The sequence below is a fragment of the Treponema sp. Marseille-Q4523 genome, from assembly GCF_016901105.1.
GTDB lineage: Bacteria > Spirochaetota > Spirochaetia > Treponematales > Treponemataceae > Treponema_D.
In genome coordinates this window covers 46,029-61,404 of the sequence record NZ_JAFEVM010000017.1, presented here as the reverse complement: position 1 = coordinate 61,404, position 15,376 = coordinate 46,029, and the positions used below count along the sequence as shown (strand labels likewise).

Below are 15,376 nucleotides of genomic sequence, written 5' to 3'. Positions count from 1 at the left end.
CGTTAATACAAGTGTCTTGATATTTTTCTCCCGGATATACGTCTTTTATGATGAGTTTGATCGTATCGCTTGCTGCAAGTGTCCTGTCTTTTAGCAAGTCCTGATATTCGCTCGTATCTTCGAGGCGGACATCTTTGTAAAAGGTATTATTTATATAGACGGAAAGTATTTTCGTCCGTGAGTTGGCATTGTATAAATCGGGGCGGAAATAATCGACATAGCCGATTGAAATAAATATTTTTTGTTTGCCGAATACTTCGGCATATGAATTGTTTTTTTTCAATGAAAACTCAAGCCGTTCTCCGATACCCTGTCCTTGTACGCCCTCGCACCATGGAGCGCCCCATACCATACGTTTTTCGGGAAAATTACAACCCATATCGTTTATCGAATAGCTTTTTGTTTTTTCTTTTAAAAATGAACTTTGTTTTACTTCGGTATCGTGCACATGATATTCCCACGTATCGTATGCATTTTTTGCGCCGTACAAACACGTACCGTCTTTATTAAGCAAAACGAAAAAATATTCATTCTTAAAAAATACGGCTTCCCGCTCCGTGCCGTCGCTTTTTTTTACTTCGAATTTTTTACCGTCAAGTGAAACATACTGTCGGTCGGATTCCGTATATCGTATATACGGCACGCCGGTCTTTTCGACGGTTGAAAATGTGATTGTCTGATCATAGCTGTTATAACGGCTTCCGAGTGAGCGCTCTTGTATATGCAGCGTATTTTCATTGAGATAATACGTTGCATCCTTATCGCCTGCGGAAAACGTATATACATCGAATCCGGCAAATGAATTATCGTTCGCCGACCGGTTTTCTCCCGCATAGGCGGTCATTATAAGAAGAGCTGAAACCGAAAAAAGTACTGTCAGCGATTTTTTTTGCTTTCATATACAATAATTCGCACGGCGGCCTGTCCGTGCGAATTTAAAAACGCATCAATATTTTTTATCCGCGTAACCGATCCACCCGTCGTTTTCGACGAGCGTCTTTGCAAAACTGTCGAGCGTAAACGGATAGCTTTTCGAAAGGCTTCCCGCGATCAGCTTTACCTTTGCGCTGCCGTCGTCGTTTTGCACGATTTTGCATTCGGCCTCTTTATCCGAAAACGTGCGGAATATATCGTCTATCGATTTTTTATCGAGTTCGATCGCCATCATGCCGCAGTTGAACATGTTTTGCCGGAATATGCGCGCGAAGTTTACCGCGATGACGACGGAAATGCCGTTCACTTCGAGCGCCCACGGAGCGTGTTCGCGCGAAGAGCCGCAGCCGAAGTTTTCCCGCGTGATGATGACGCGCTTGCCTGCGATATCCGTTTTCGGATTAAAACCGTCGAGTTTTAAATCTTCGAGCAGATAGGGCTTGAGCGCCTGTTTTGAAATCTCGGTAAGATACTTCGCCGGAATGATTTCGTCGGTGTTGATGTCGGAGCGGTCGAGAAAGAGCACGCTCCCTCCGAATTGTTTCACCTCATACCTCCTGATAAAGCGATGAATTGCATATCGTGCCGGCGATTGCCGTTGCGCTCGCCGTTGCGGGACTCATTAAGTGAACCATGCCGCCTTTTCCCATTCTGCCGTTGAAATTGCGGTTCGTCGTGGACGCGCACACTTCTCCTTCTGCGAGCACTCCGTTCGACATGCCGAGGCACGCGCCGCAGGTCGGATTCGTAACGCAAAATCCCGAATCCATAAAGATATCGATGATGCCTTCTTTGAGCGCCGTTTTGTACGTTTTCGGAGTTGCAGGGCTTACGATGGCGCGAACGCCTTCGGCTATGCGTTTTCCTTTCAGTACTTCCGCCGCAATGCGGAGATCCGATATGCGTCCGTTCGTGCAGCTGCCGATATAGACTTGATCGACTTTCGTGCCTTTCATATCGCGCACGTTTTTGACCTGGTCGGGTTTGTAGCCGACGGTACACAGGGGCTCGATTTCACTGCAGTCGATCGATATCGTTTTTTCGTATTCGGCGTCCGCATCGCTTGTCCACTTGGAGTAGTCGGCGAGGGCGGCTTCTTTCGACGGATGATCGTCTTTAATAAATTCCCAAAGGTAGTCGACCGTGTGCATATCCGGAGCGCAGATGCCCGACGTGCCGCCCGCTTCGACCGCCATATTGCACAGCGTCATGCGCTCTTCCATGCCGAAGTTTTCGATGACGGGACCGGTAAATTCCATAACGCGATCGGTCGCGCCGTTTACGCCGATTTTTGCGATGATCGAAAGGATGACGTCTTTGGCAAAAACGCCCGGACGCAGTTTTCCGTTTAAAATAAATTTGATCGATTTCGGTTCGCGGAATGCGCACACGCCTTTTAATATGCCGACTTCGATGTCGGTCGTGCCGACTCCTGCGGCGAACGCGCCGAAAGCGCCGTGCGTACAGGTGTGCGAATCGCCCATGATGACGGTAAAGCCCGGACGTACAAAGCCGCTTTCCGGAAAGATCGCGTGGCATACGCCGTTTCGACCGATGTCGAAAAAGTCTTTGATATGCTGCCGGTGCGCCCAATCGCGCAGTATTTTTCCCTGTGTCGCCGTTTTACTGTCTTTTGCAGGGGTGACGTGATCGATGACCGCTTTGATTTTGTCGCTGTCGAATACGCTGTCTTTTCCGCGTTCGATCAGATCGGTGATCGCGATGGGAGTCGTGATTTCGTGACAAAATACGCGATCCAGTTTTAATACGGATGTACCCGAAAAGGGAGTATCGATTCTGTGCGTATCGAATATTTTTTGTGCTATTGTTTTACCCATGCTGCTCCTCGAATGTGTTTTAATATTACTAAATAATTACAGCATAGCTAAAATCAGTGCGGAGGTCAAGAACGTTGCAAAACGCTAATCGAGAACATCGATGCCGAGCGCCGAAATGGCAGCGTTGATTGCAGACAATACGGATTCATCTCCGTAATCGACAAGCACTTGCGCCTTCTCGGGAGAAGCCGTAACGCTTGTGACGCCGCTTACCGCGCGGACGGCATCTTCAACTTTTTTCGCCGTATCGTCATCGAACATACCGGCGACATAAATCTTTTTTTGCATTTTGTACTCCACATTCTACTTATCGTTTCGGAGCCATTATAAATTAAAACAGACGGCATTTCAAGCGTTTGCAATCGTTGGTATCGAAATCGATTTTCCGTTTCCTGGTGTTTAACAAAGTGATAAGGCATCGCACAGAGCGTATGGTGCCTTATCATTTGCGCGCCGCGCGCTGTTTTGAAGCTTTTTGCGTCCGCTCAACGGCCGATTTGAACTCGCGGATAAAGCGCTCTTCGGAAAAGGCGGCCGCGTGTTGTACGATTTTTTCGCTTTTAAATGCACCTTTTTTATCGAGTGCTTCAAAGCGTTCGATCGCCTCTTTCGCGGAGTCTGCCGTCTGCTCCGAAAAAAAGACGCCGGTCACACCGTCTTTGACCGTTTCGCATACGCCGCCCTTTCCGTATGCGATGACGGGTCTCCCGCATGCCTGCGCTTCAAGCGGTACGATACCGAAATCCTCTTCCGCGCAAAAGATGAGCGCTTTGCAGTTTTGCAGATACGTACACAGTTTTTCATCGCTTATCCTGCCGGTAAACGTGATGTTTTTTTCGCCCGCCGCACGTTTTTTCAAACTTTTTTCTTCCGAGCCCGAACCGATAACGACGAGATTTTTTCCGAGCGCTTTGCAGGCGTCTAAAGCGATATCGATTCGCTTATACGGAACGAGGCGCGAAAATGCGACGTAATAATCGAGAGACGGATTTTTTACGGGCGTAAATTTTTCGAGATGCACGGGCGGATAGATGACTTCGGAATCCCGCTTCCAAAATTTTTCGATTCGCCGCGCGATGTATTTCGAATTGGCGATCAGCGTGTCGATCCGCTGGCTCGAAATATAATCCCACTCTCGGATTTCGTGCATCCACTTGTCCATAAAAAAGCGGGTGAGGCGGCCGCTTCGCTTTCGATAATCGAAAAAGAGATCCCACGCGTAGCGCATCGGCGTGTGCACGTATGCGATATGAGGAACGTCCGGCGGCGTGATGACGCCTTTTGCGCACGATGAGGACGAGCAGATGACCAGATCGTAGTTTGAAAAGTCAAACGATTCGAAAGCTTTCGGCATAAATTTTAAAAGTTTTGTGTACAGCTTCGTCGCAAACGGAAATTTTTGAAGTGCACTTGTGACGACGGTATTATTTTGAAAACGCTTTCCGATTTTGCGTTTGTCGTATACGAGCGTAAAGATATCGGCATCGGGGTAAATTTTTAAAATCGATTCGACGACCGATTCCGCTCCTCCGTAATTGACAAGCCAGTCGTGCACGATCGCAACTTTCACGCTTTTTCTCCTTAACGTATGCTTGACGCTTCGGCCTTTGTCGCCGCCGGCCACAGCTGTGTTATGCCGATGCCGATGCCGCGAAGCGAACCGCGCATTTTAATATAATCGCGTTTATACCGTTTGCCGTCCGCTTTACAAAACGTGATTTTACAGCGAAAACAGTTTCCGTCGTCGGGGTTTATGATATAGCCTTTCTTCCATCGACCCGTTCCCGCATTTTTAAGACCGTAAATCCACGTCGGACCGAACATCGGCTTTTTGTCGAGTTTGCCTTTTTCGGGAAAATCGGGATAGGGACCTCGTGCTCGGAAAGCGATGCTTTTGTTCGTCGCGTCTTTTGCCGAAAGGATGACGCCGTACAATATGCCGTCCTTTACGAACATGTGCCAGCCGCACAGCGCTTCTCCCGTTCGCTGGTTTGTCGCGATCCAATAGCCTTCGACGGGATCGCTTCCTTCATATTCTCTGTCGATCGGAATATTTCGGTCAAAGGCGGGCGCATCGTCATCCGAATCGAAAGGTTCGGCATAACCGGGCGCCGATTCGTAGTAATCGTACGGTTCGGGAGAAGCCGTGTATGCGAATCCCGCACAGAGTACCATGACAAGGACGGCGGCAATTTTTTTTGCGTACATACGATCTCCGGCAGCGATGAAAAAATTAGTCGGCAAAAAAATGCTCTTCGAGCTGCAGGCAGAGCGCGTGATATATGGGTAAGTGCAGTTCCTGAATTTTATACGTTTCGTTTTCAGGCACAACGATCGCGGTGTCGGCGAGGGACGCAAGTTTTCCGCCGGTTTTGCCGGAAAGAGCGATCGTTTTCATCCCTTTCGCCTTTGCGACGACTGCCGCATAGACGACGTTTTTTGCATTTCCGCTCGTCGAAATGCCTAAAAAAACGTCACCCGCTTTTCCGTAGCCGTTAAGCTGCTGCGCAAAGAGCGCGTTACCGTCGACGTCGTTTAAGCTTGCCGTCATAACGGCGCTTTGATTTGCGAGGGAAATCGCGGGAAGAGAGCCTTCGAGTTTATCCGAAAGATATGAACCCGCATCGGCGTCGATCGCGGTAAGTGCGTCGATAAACGATTTTTTCATCCGACGTTTTTTAACAAAACTTTTTAAGAGCTCTCCGCAGATATGATCGCTGTCCGCGGCGCTTCCGCCGTTTCCCGCGATGATGAGTTTCCCGCCGTTTTCATAGGAGGTTTTGATGAGTTCGTATGCGAGGCGTATGTCTTTTTCGCATACCGAAAGAGAAGGGTATCGCGACAATAAAACGGAAATATAATCTGTCATACTATTGATTGTAGCGCATCGTACGCGAAAAAACAATCACCGCATTGCACGCATCGGCAGCTATGCGCGGTAAAAATCGAGGGCGGCCAATATGATGTCGGCGGATTTTTTAAACGAATAGCGATCGGGAAAGGACGGGATCGGGCTTGCGTCGTTTGCACAAAACGCGAGCTTTTCGGCCAAATCGTCCGAATCGCCTGATCTGAAAAAGGTCACGGGAAATCCGTCGTATATCTCTTTGAACACCGGAATATCCGATATGAGCGCTTTCGTTCCGAGCGAAAGCGCTTCAAGCGGCGGGAGTCCGAAGCCCTCGTAAAGCGAAGGCTGAACGAGAAGCGTCGACGTTCGATAGAGTTCCGAAAGTTCGGTATCTGAAATGCGTCCCGTAAAACGGACGGTGCCTTCGGGAAGCGATGAGATATTGCGGGCGATTTCCGCATCGCGTGTTCGAAAGTTTTCGGCGTTTCCGGCGATGACGAGCGGCATATCGAAGCCTTTTTCTCTCGCTTTTTTCAGTGCGTCAAGCAAAACGGAAAGCCCCTTGTGCTTTTTTATATTACCGACAAAGAGCAACTGTCTGATTTTGTATACGATTTCAGAAGGTTTCAAAGAAAGCCATTCCGGAAGCGCGCTGTATGTGACGACGATCGAGCATTTTTTACAGTCGAGCGTCGCTCTGATGCGATCTTTCGAGAATTCCGAAACGGTAAAGACTGCGCGGGATCTGTCGATTGCACGCTGATAAAAGTATTTCCGTGCGGCGACTCCCGCTTTCGAGGCAAGGCCGGGAACGTCGAGAAAGACGACGTCGTGGATCGTCGAAAAAACGGGGATTTCGATACCGGACGGAATATTGCAATAGGGCGTATAGTACACGTCGCACGAATTGATTTTCTTGCGCAATTCGCACGGAAAGGCAAAGCGTTCGGCAAGCGAAAACGTTTTGACGCGGCATTCGGCGGTTTCCGCGTTTTCGTATTTTGCGAACGGAGCGATCGCTTCGGTATCTCCGAAAATAAAGCATTCGTTTTTTTCCAAAAAATACGGCAAAAGAGATGCGATATAGGTGCCGATCCCTCCCGAACCGAGCATGCGCGCATCGACGGCGATTTTCATCGATCAGCAAACTCCTATGGAATGCATGTATTCACGCAGCAGGACGGTAAATCGCTCCATCTCTTCGGGCCGTATGTCGCCCATATTTGCGATGCGGAACGTATCGATGTTTCCGAGTTTTCCGGGATAGATCGTAAAACCGGCTTTTTTCGCGTGATCGTGCAGGGCGGTAAAACTGTACTCGCTCGTTTCGGGGATAAGGATAGCGGTGATAAAATGCGACTGCAGTTCCGCTTTTACGAGCATCTTTAAACCGATTTCTTCAAGCGCTTTCGTCAGTATGTTCCAACACGCAGTATAGCGCTCGAAGCGCTTTTCGATCGTTTCCTGTTTCGTTTCGATGATCGCTTGGCGCAGCGCGTAAAAAGTCTGTACCGGAGGCGTAAAGCGCGTCTGCTTCGTTTCGAGAAAATAGCGGTACTGATCGTAGAGGTTGAAATAATAATTCCGCATCGGCCAGTCTTTTTGCTTTTCGAGTTCCGATTTTTTTGCGACGACAAAACCGATGCCCGCCATACCCTGAATGTGTTTGTTCGACGTGCACGTCATAAAATCGATTCCGAGCTTTTCGAGATCCATCGGCATACCGCCGTATGCGCTTACCGCATCGACGAGGGTGATCATACCGTATTTTTTTGCGAGTGGACACAAAATGTCGAGTCGATTTAACAATCCCGTCGTCGTTTCGTGGTAGACGATCGCGAGCGCCGCATAGTTTTCCGATTGAAAAGCGTTTTCGAGTTTTTGCGCATCGAGGGCTTCGTACGTCGAACTTTTAAACACCGTCATATCGATATCGTATATTTTTGCTATCTTCGCCAGTCGCTCTCCGTAAGAGCCGTTGTCGACGACGAGCAGTTTGCCTTCAGGCGGCACGCACGAAGAGATCATCGCTTCGTCGGCTCCGGTGCCGGAACAGCCGAACATGACGGTCGCGTAAGAGTCTTCTTTTGCGACAAATCTCGTGAGCTCTTTCGAGCACCACTCCATGAGTTCTCCGAATTCGCTCTCGCGCGGGCAGATATCGCTTACGACTTGCGCGTATTTTACGCTGTCGGTCGTCGTCGAAGGCCCCGGGTTCAAGAGCACTTCGCGCCGGATATTTTGCAGCTCTTCGTTTTCGGCGATGCGCGGCCATATCGTTTCGATCGCGCGGGTGAACATCGCTTCGTCGTCGATCTCCGTCCACGCATAATACTGCACGGTGCGCACATAGACCGGCGTTTGCTGTGCGACGGCTTTAAGCACCTGTTCGTAATCGATTTTTATATGTGCGGGAAAATCTTTTCGGTAGTACGCCGTCATTTCATCGAGCGTTTTTTTGCCGAGCTTGGTGATGCCGACGAGTTCGCCTGCGACGGAGGAAATTTCGCTTCGGTTTTTGCTCACGTTTTTGAGTACGTCGTTTTCGTCGGTTTCGAGGTAAACTTCATCTTTGCTGTTCGTCGGGCCTGATGCGAGGATGACGTTTTCGCGCGCATCGTTAGCGAGCACTTTTAATCCGACGGCGTCGTAGATGAGATCGCTTTCGAGCAGAAAAAAATCTCCGGTGACGAGCGGTGCGCATACCGCGAGCGTTCCCATGCTGCTCGTCTTCGCGTAATCGTCGTTCCGTACCGTCACTATGCACGGGTATTTTTTTGCGAGCCGGTCGTACCATTCGCTGCAATGTCCCGTACCGATGATGATGCGTTCGACGCCGTTTGCGATGAGTTTCCGCACCGAACGCTCGACGATCGCCTCTCCTTCGATTTCTATAAACCCTTTCGGCATCGCTTCCGTCCGTCCGCCGAAGCGCGAGCCCAATCCTCCCGCAACGATAACCGCTTCTTTGATCATACATTCCTCCTCAGCACTTCCATAAACGCTTTTTTATTTTCCCGAGGCGATGTCGTCGGCCGTCCCAAATCCGCTCTCGCACCTTTTCGTATCTTTACTTCGATAAACGCCGTCTTTTTTTCGGAGAGCGCGTTTTTGAGGGCGGCTTCGAGCGAAGCGGCATCCTCTACCGAATACGTATGCGCGTAGCCGCAGGCTTTTGCAATTCCGGGAAGATCGATTTTTAAACCGACCGTCGGTTGACCTCCGACCGAATCGTGGGCGCCGTTGTTGAGGACGACGTGTATCATATTATCCGGCTTTCGCACGCCGATCGTCGCAAGTCCGCCCATCTGCATGATAGCCGCTCCGTCGCCGTCGAGACAGATGACGAGCCGATCCTTTTTTTGCATGGCGATCGAAAGCGCGATTTGCGACGCGTGCCCCATGCTGCCGACGGTGAGAAAATCGTTCGCGCCGCTCATGCCGTGTTTAACGCGGAGCTCGAAGAGTTCGCGCGACGCCATGCCCGTCGTAGAAACGAAGACCGCATCTTTCGGAGAATGCAGCACGATACGCTCTATTGCGTCTTCCCGTGTCATCTCCGCATCGGAAGAAGTTTTATTTTTGAGCGCGTAAGGCGCAAACGTATCTTTTTTTACGACAAAGGCAAAGGGCGCCGACGCTTTTTCCGTACATGCGTAACAGTAATCGATTTGCTTATTAAGTTCGTCTTCGCTTTCCGCCGTGACGACGTAGGGGATGCGCATGGCATCGAGCAGGGCGAGCGTCACTTTGCCCTGTTTTATATGTTGGGGCTCGTCGTGGACGGCCGGCATACCCCTCCATCCGATGAGGAGGACGAGCGGTACGGAATAGACGTCGCTGTCCGCGAGGGATAAAAGCGGGTTCACCGCGTTGCCGAGTCCCGAATTCTGCATATAGACGACGGGCGTCTTTCCCGTCGCCAAGTGATAGCCCGATGCGAGCGCAAGCGCACAGCCTTCGTTTGCCGCGATGATGTGCTTGTCTTCGGGAGCCGTGTCCGTCACATAGGCGCAAAAATTTTTTAAAAGCGAATCGGGTACTCCGGTAAAAAAATCGGAGCCGCGCTTTTGCAAAAGATCGTAAAAATATTCCGGTCGAATCATAGGTACCGCCTTAAGTTATTTTGTTCCGGGGATGAGTTCGAGTATCTGCTTGATCGGCATGCACAGTTCGTTCGCTTCGAGGGAACGCTCCGAGAGCAAAATCGTTTCCGCGCATTTTTTCATCGCGGGGTAAGCCGCACGCAGCATGTGGTTTGCATAGATGACGATATTTGCACCCCAAGAGGCGAGTTCGGTTTCGGTAAACTGATTGTACGTCGTCGGAACGAGCACGAGCGGAATGCTCTTGTATTCTTTCCGAAACTTTTCGCAAAATGTTCGAATGTCTTCTCCCGATTTATCTTTGCTGTGGATCATAATGCCGTCGGCTCCGGCTGCAACGCTCGCAAAGGCTTTTGCAAGCGCTTCGTCGACCGAACGGCCTGCGATGATCTCTTCGATGCGCGCGATGATCATAAAATCCTTTGTCACCTGTGCTTTTTTTCCTTCGCTGATTTTATGGCAGAACTCTTCTTCCGTCGCGAGCTCTTGCTTTACGTCCGTCCCGAACAGCGAATTTTTTTTGAGACCGACTTTGTCTTCGATGATGACCGCCGAAACGCCGTTCCGTTCGAGCGTGCGCACCGTAAACACGAAGTGCTCCGTGATGCCGCCCGTGTCCCCGTCGTAGATGATCGGCTTTGTCGTGCATTCGAGGATGTCGGTGAGACTCTGCAGCCGCGTCGTCAAATCGACCGCTTCTATGTCGGGTTTGCCTTTGTCCGTCGAATCGGTGAGGCTCGACGACCACATGCCGTCGAAGCGGTGGATGCCGTCGTCTTTCGTCACTTCGGCGTTTTCGACGATGAGTCCGCTCAAACCCGAATGCGCTTCCATGATGCGCACGACGGGCTTTGCGGCGATGAGGCGGCGGAGGCTTTTTAAGCGGATATCGGGCGTCGTTCCGATCGTCTTTGCACCTTCGACGAGAGCGGTCGAATTGATTCCTTGCGTATACGGGATTTCGATCACTTCGCCGCCCCACGCTTTCATCGCTTCGAACACTTCATCTCGTATTTTGCTTAAGTAATTCGATTTCCAATCGTCGCCGTGAATTATATAGTCCGGTTTGTATTTTATTAAATTCGGCACGTAGCTCCACGCTTCCTGCGGCACGACGCGCGAAACGCCTTTGATGCTTTCGACGACCGCTTTGCGCTGTTCGTACGTTAAATAGGGCAGGCGCTTGTGCGAGACGATAGCCGAATCGGTGAGCAATCCGACGATGAGCTCTCCTCTCTTTGCGCCTTCGTTGATGATATTGATGATGCCGGGATGGATGATGTCGCCCGTTATGCCCAGATATACCGTTTTACTCATATACGCTCCTTGCTTTTCTTAATAATTTTTAACAATACGCCGCATCGATCGATTTGAGTTCCGGAAACGTGTCGATTTCGATTATATCGTTTTTGACACATTCGCGGATGCGCACGTTATAGTCTTTGAGACGATATTCGAGCGGCACTTGATCCCAATAGCGCTCTTTGCCGCCCGGCATATCGTAGACGGCTCGGATGTCGCGCGAAAGTCGTTTTCCGTCTTCTTCGTTCCAATATGAAATACCTATCATCTGCCAGCAGCGTACGCCGCCGACCGAAAGGCGCGAAATGCAGCCGTTCCGCTCGTAAAAACACCAATCGTCGGTTTTGTCGGTTTGAAAGGCGAGATAATTCGTGTGGTATTGGTACTTTGAAATGAGGCCGGGCTTTTGCAAAATCAAATCGGCTTCGCAGACATAGGCGTTTTCAAAATGCCCTGAGGCGGCGACCATCGACGAAATATTGTTTTCTTCGTTGTAGCGCGGATTTTCGATAAAGCGGATCGACGGATAGCTTTGTTTGAGTTCTTCGAACTGCTCTCCGCGGTAGCCGCGTATGACGTATATTTCGGTGATGCCGGCGGCGGTAAGCGCGTCGAGCAGCGAATCGATGATGCGCTTGCCGTGTACGCGCACGAGCGGTTTCGGCGTGCTGAGCGTGACCGGTGCGAGGCGCGAGCTGAATCCTGCGGCTATGATGACGGCGCGCTTGACGCGGTACGGTTCGAGCGCGAGATTTCCTTTTTCGGTCGGCTCACCTTTTTCGTCGATACAGCCGAACGCTTTCAATTCCGCAACGGTTTTATTGACCAGTCCGAGCGACTTTCCGAGCGCGTGCGCAGTGTCGCGCTGTGTCGGATGCCCTTTTGCTCGGGCAAAAAACGAAAGGACGTCGAATTGATTTTTAGTGAGACTCATGCCGCATCTCTTTGCGCGACGATTTTTTTGTATCGTATGACAAGCGCTTTTATTAAAAGATTTACCGCGAGGATACACAGCGAAACGACGCCCGCGCATTCGAAAAGCATTTGGCTTTCAAACGACGGGATCATAAGCGATAGCGGCTGATTCGCCGTCGTCGCGAGAAAGGAAACCGCACTTATCGTCATCATCGAATTGACGAAAAAATACATCGCCATTTCGGCAACGGTGCTTTTCGCCTGCGGCAAAATGACGTCGACGATGATTTTTGTACGCGGAATATCCATCGTACTTCCGATGATTTCCAAATTCGGATTCAGCTTTCCGAGCGTATTATACATCATGAGGTACGGAGAAGAAAAAAAGTGAATCATATTGACCATGATGAGGATCGCAAAGGTACCGTATAAAAAGCTTCCCTTAAAAAAGAGAACGTATGAAAGACCGAGGACGAGACCCGGTATCGCAAGCGTGAGTATGGCGCACAAATGCAGCGGCTTTGAAATCTTCGATCGCGTTCTGACCGTCAAATACGCGAGGATGCACGCACTAAGGGAGCCGAGAAGCGAAACGAAAGACGATATGAGCAGTGAATTGGCGAGATAGGTTCCGGTGTTCATCGAAAACGCGCGTTTGAAATTATCGAAAGTCGGCTGCATCGCGATCGGATATTTTTGAACGATGCTGATGAGTAAAAACGACGCGGCAGGCAAAACGATGACGGCTCCCGTAAGGGCACACAACGCGAACGCAACGGTTTCGGCGATCGGATTGTCGATGCGTTTAAAGGGACGGATACCGAACGACGACGACGCTTTGTCGCGGTTTATCGTATCGAGGATAAAAGCGATGACGGCGGGAACGAGCAGGACCGCGCCGATGACGCTGCCTTTGCCGAAATCGAGGAGGCCGATGACGTCTTCATACATCATCACGGGCAGGGTAATGCACCTGCCTCCGATCATGAGCGGTACGCCGTAATCGGTAACGATGAGCGTAAAAACCGTAAATACGACCGAGATGAGCGGCTTTCTGATATACGGTACAAAGAGCGCGGTAAACTGTTTCGCTTTCGGGATGCCGAGTATGTCCGCGGCTTCGTAGGGGCGCGAGTCTTCGTAGCGTATGATATCCGCCGTCATAATATACGCTACGGGAAACGAATACAGCACGGATCCCGCGACGATACCGCCGAAGCCGTAGATCGGATGCGGAAGGCGCAAAAGATTCGTGAGAATACCGTTCCGGCCGAGCAAAATGACGAGCCCCATACCCGTGCTGATCGACGGGATGAGCATCGGGATGAGAAACAAAAAAGTCCACACGTGCCGGCCTTTACCGTTTATGCGCTCCGTACAAAACGCGAGTACGATACCCAAAACGACGGAGATACACGTTGCGGCGAGAGAAGCGGAGAGCGAATTGCGCACCGCGGATAAAAAGCGTCCCGAACGGACGACGGAGAGGACGTCGGTTCCCGCCATACACGCGAACATACGGGAAAGCGGAAAAAAAACGGCGAACAGAAAAAACACGATGAGCAGCAGTTTCGCCGCCGTAAGCTTTTGCACGCGCATGTCAGTTCCTCGTCGCAAACGGCAAAAGCGAATGGATTTTTATTTGGATATTGCGCTTGACAAAGCGTTCGACGTAGTCGTTCGCCGGATTTCGTATGATCGCTTCGGGCGTATCGAGCTGTTGGATCGAGCCTTGATACATAACCATAATGCGGTCGCTCATAGCAAAGGCTTCTTCCTGATCGTGCGTCACGTAGATCATCGTCGAGCCGAATTCGCTTTGAATACTTTTCAAATCGGCGCGGAGCGAAAGCCTTGTGTCGACATCGAGCGCCGACATCGGTTCGTCGAAGAGTATGACATCGGGGTTCAGCGCGAGCGTGCGTGCGATGGCGATCCGCTGCTGCTGTCCGCCGGAGAGTTTGTTCGGCTTTTTGTACAATTCGTTTTCAAGCCCGAAGCGGCACAAAAGCGTTCGCGCTTTTTCTTCCGCGCCGCTTTTCGTACTCTTTCGAATTTTGAGCGCATAGCTCACGTTGTCGAGCGCGTTCATATTTTCAAAAAGCGCGTAGTTTTGGAAAACGATTCCCATTTTGCGCTTTGCCGGCGGAAAATTCGTTATGTCTTCTCCGTCTTTTAAAATCGAACCGGTATCGGAAGCGACAAGCCCTGTGATAATGCGCAGCAGCGTCGTTTTGCCGCAGCCTGAGGGGCCGAGTATCGATAAAAATTCTCCGTCGCGCACGGTAAAATCGATGTGGTGGAGGACGGGCGTTTCCGACGAAAACGCTTTCGAAAGGTTTTGTATTTCGAGTTTGGTTTTTGTCAATGCTGCCATTTTGCGAGCAGACGCTCCTTTTCTTCCTGCGTATTGCCGCTCATATCGGCATAGGGAATACGCTCCGGGAAATTTTTTACGGTAAAATCCCTGTTCGTATAGATCTTTTCCGGAACAAATCGTTCTTTGTCTTTCGGGCTTACGGTATCTTCGATATAGCGGTACACTTCCATGACGGCCGGTTTCGTTTCTTTGCCCTTGATGACGCCCATACCGTAGAGGCAGTACGGAGCGCCTTCGTCAAAAAACACGATGCTGAGATCGGCTCCCTTGTTGATCTCTTCGACCGCCTGTGCGATCATGCCGAGTCCGACGGCGGCTTCTCCCTGTACGAGCGCGTTTACCGGGCCGGAACCGGAAGACGTAAACTGGAGAATGTTTTCGGCAAGATCGTCGAAGTATGCGAAAGCCTTTTCTTCACCCCACGCGTTGACGAGACTTTTTAAAAACATATAGCCCGTTCCCGAACTTTTCGGATTCGGCATCGATATGAATCCCTTAAACTCGGGTGCGAGCAGATCGCCGTAGGCTTTCGGCACGGAAAGTTTTTTTTCGGCGATGAGTTTATTGTTCAATATAATGCAGCCGCCGTTGCGGTAGTCCGGCTCGATCCTGCTCCCGTCGCGAAAGAGCGTATCGGGAAGGTATTTCGACGTATCGTATGCGATTTCCGCAAAGCAGTCCCACGCTTTTTCCGCATAGCCGTAATCGATGTCGTAACTGATATCGCATGCGGTACTGCTTCCTTCGGCGATGAGTTTTGCCATCTGATTGCCGCTCGGCATATACTGCACGTCGATAACATACTGCGGAAACTTTTCGCGGAGCGCACCTGCGATATACGCGTTGCGGTATTCTTCGGCGCTCGAAAAAACGGTGATCTTTTGAGCGCTTTTGCTGCAGCCTGTAAACGATGCGATCAAAAAAGCTGCGCATAAAACGTACCGGATAAAAGTAAAACGCTTGTTCATATTTCAATATCCTAATAGAAAATATGAACAAAGTCAAGGGAAGCGCATTGTGCATTTTCCGAAAGCGGATTATACTGATTTTT

The 15,376-nt window shown here is 50.4% G+C and carries 15 protein-coding genes; all 15 read right to left on the bottom strand.

Annotated features, from left to right (window positions below):
• Positions 1-844, bottom strand: an 844-nt coding sequence (locus JSQ97_RS07055) for an NADase-type glycan-binding domain-containing protein (protein ID WP_486389579.1), incomplete at its 3' end; no start/stop codon positions are given.
• A gap of 102 nt (positions 845-946) precedes the next feature.
• The gene (locus JSQ97_RS07050) at positions 947-1,480 is read right to left on the bottom strand and encodes a 3-isopropylmalate dehydratase small subunit (protein ID WP_016520022.1); all 534 of its coding nucleotides are present in this window, start codon (positions 1,478-1,480) and stop codon (positions 947-949) included.
• A gap of 1 nt (position 1,481) precedes the next feature.
• Positions 1,482-2,771 carry a 3-isopropylmalate dehydratase large subunit gene (locus JSQ97_RS07045; protein ID WP_205075407.1) on the bottom strand — a complete coding sequence of 430 codons (1,290 nt, stop codon included), beginning with the start codon at positions 2,769-2,771 and terminating at the stop codon, positions 1,482-1,484.
• A gap of 84 nt (positions 2,772-2,855) precedes the next feature.
• Positions 2,856-3,059 (bottom strand): heavy-metal-associated domain-containing protein, encoded by a 204-nt coding sequence (locus tag JSQ97_RS07040; protein WP_205075406.1) that lies wholly within the window; start codon positions 3,057-3,059, stop codon positions 2,856-2,858.
• A gap of 154 nt (positions 3,060-3,213) precedes the next feature.
• A complete protein-coding gene (locus tag JSQ97_RS07035) occupies positions 3,214-4,341 on the bottom strand; it encodes a glycosyltransferase (RefSeq protein WP_205075405.1) in 1,128 nt (375 codons plus the stop codon).
• A gap of 11 nt (positions 4,342-4,352) precedes the next feature.
• Complete coding sequence (locus JSQ97_RS07030; protein WP_205075404.1) at positions 4,353-4,979, bottom strand: DUF2147 domain-containing protein; 627 nt, start codon at positions 4,977-4,979, stop codon at positions 4,353-4,355.
• Between the two features lie 25 nt (positions 4,980-5,004).
• The gene (locus tag JSQ97_RS07025; protein WP_205075403.1) at positions 5,005-5,640 is read right to left on the bottom strand and encodes a D-sedoheptulose-7-phosphate isomerase; all 636 of its coding nucleotides are present in this window, start codon (positions 5,638-5,640) and stop codon (positions 5,005-5,007) included.
• A gap of 60 nt (positions 5,641-5,700) precedes the next feature.
• Positions 5,701-6,759 (bottom strand): glycosyltransferase family 4 protein, encoded by a 1,059-nt coding sequence (locus JSQ97_RS07020; protein WP_205075402.1) that lies wholly within the window; start codon positions 6,757-6,759, stop codon positions 5,701-5,703.
• A gap of 3 nt (positions 6,760-6,762) precedes the next feature.
• Complete coding sequence (locus JSQ97_RS07015) at positions 6,763-8,598, bottom strand: 2-aminoethylphosphonate aminotransferase (RefSeq protein ID WP_205075401.1); 1,836 nt, start codon at positions 8,596-8,598, stop codon at positions 6,763-6,765.
• On the bottom strand, positions 8,595-9,728 hold the full coding sequence (gene aepY, locus JSQ97_RS07010; RefSeq protein ID WP_205075400.1) for a phosphonopyruvate decarboxylase: 1,134 nt from the start codon (positions 9,726-9,728) through the stop codon (positions 8,595-8,597). Before aepY ends, JSQ97_RS07015 begins: the two co-directional genes overlap by 4 nt.
• Before the next feature lie 15 nt (positions 9,729-9,743).
• Positions 9,744-11,045 (bottom strand): phosphoenolpyruvate mutase, encoded by a 1,302-nt coding sequence (gene aepX / locus JSQ97_RS07005; protein ID WP_187383888.1) that lies wholly within the window; start codon positions 11,043-11,045, stop codon positions 9,744-9,746.
• Positions 11,046-11,073: 28 nt separating this feature from the next.
• Positions 11,074-11,964: a phosphocholine cytidylyltransferase family protein gene (locus JSQ97_RS07000; protein WP_205075399.1), complete on the bottom strand. Its 891-nt coding sequence runs from the start codon at positions 11,962-11,964 to the stop codon at positions 11,074-11,076.
• A complete protein-coding gene (locus tag JSQ97_RS06995) occupies positions 11,961-13,544 on the bottom strand; it encodes an ABC transporter permease subunit (RefSeq protein WP_205075398.1) in 1,584 nt (527 codons plus the stop codon). Before JSQ97_RS06995 ends, JSQ97_RS07000 begins: the two co-directional genes overlap by 4 nt.
• Before the next feature lies 1 nt (position 13,545).
• Positions 13,546-14,322 carry an ABC transporter ATP-binding protein gene (locus JSQ97_RS06990; protein ID WP_205075397.1) on the bottom strand — a complete coding sequence of 259 codons (777 nt, stop codon included), beginning with the start codon at positions 14,320-14,322 and terminating at the stop codon, positions 13,546-13,548.
• The gene (locus tag JSQ97_RS06985) at positions 14,310-15,293 is read right to left on the bottom strand and encodes an extracellular solute-binding protein (protein WP_205075396.1); all 984 of its coding nucleotides are present in this window, start codon (positions 15,291-15,293) and stop codon (positions 14,310-14,312) included. Before JSQ97_RS06985 ends, JSQ97_RS06990 begins: the two co-directional genes overlap by 13 nt.
• Between the last annotated feature and the right edge of the window lie 83 nt (positions 15,294-15,376).

Excerpts from the sequence above, each read along its gene's own strand:
- JSQ97_RS07045 (WP_205075407.1), bottom strand. The coding sequence starts at position 2,771 with ATGGGTAAAACAATAGCACAAAAAATATTCGATACGCACAGAATCGAT.
- JSQ97_RS07040 (WP_205075406.1), bottom strand. The coding sequence starts at position 3,059 with ATGCAAAAAAAGATTTATGTCGCCGGTATGTTCGATGACGATACGGCG.
- JSQ97_RS07030 (WP_205075404.1), bottom strand. The coding sequence starts at position 4,979 with ATGTACGCAAAAAAAATTGCCGCCGTCCTTGTCATGGTACTCTGTGCG.
- JSQ97_RS07025 (WP_205075403.1), bottom strand. The coding sequence starts at position 5,640 with ATGACAGATTATATTTCCGTTTTATTGTCGCGATACCCTTCTCTTTCG.
- JSQ97_RS07020 (WP_205075402.1), bottom strand. The coding sequence starts at position 6,759 with ATGAAAATCGCCGTCGATGCGCGCATGCTCGGTTCGGGAGGGATCGGC.
- JSQ97_RS07015 (WP_205075401.1), bottom strand. The coding sequence starts at position 8,598 with ATGATCAAAGAAGCGGTTATCGTTGCGGGAGGATTGGGCTCGCGCTTC.
- aepY (WP_205075400.1), bottom strand. The coding sequence starts at position 9,728 with ATGATTCGACCGGAATATTTTTACGATCTTTTGCAAAAGCGCGGCTCC.
- aepX (WP_187383888.1), bottom strand. The coding sequence starts at position 11,045 with ATGAGTAAAACGGTATATCTGGGCATAACGGGCGACATCATCCATCCC.
- JSQ97_RS07000 (WP_205075399.1), bottom strand. The coding sequence starts at position 11,964 with ATGAGTCTCACTAAAAATCAATTCGACGTCCTTTCGTTTTTTGCCCGA.
- JSQ97_RS06995 (WP_205075398.1), bottom strand. The coding sequence starts at position 13,544 with ATGCGCGTGCAAAAGCTTACGGCGGCGAAACTGCTGCTCATCGTGTTT.
- JSQ97_RS06990 (WP_205075397.1), bottom strand. The coding sequence starts at position 14,322 with ATGGCAGCATTGACAAAAACCAAACTCGAAATACAAAACCTTTCGAAA.
- JSQ97_RS06985 (WP_205075396.1), bottom strand. The coding sequence starts at position 15,293 with ATGAACAAGCGTTTTACTTTTATCCGGTACGTTTTATGCGCAGCTTTT.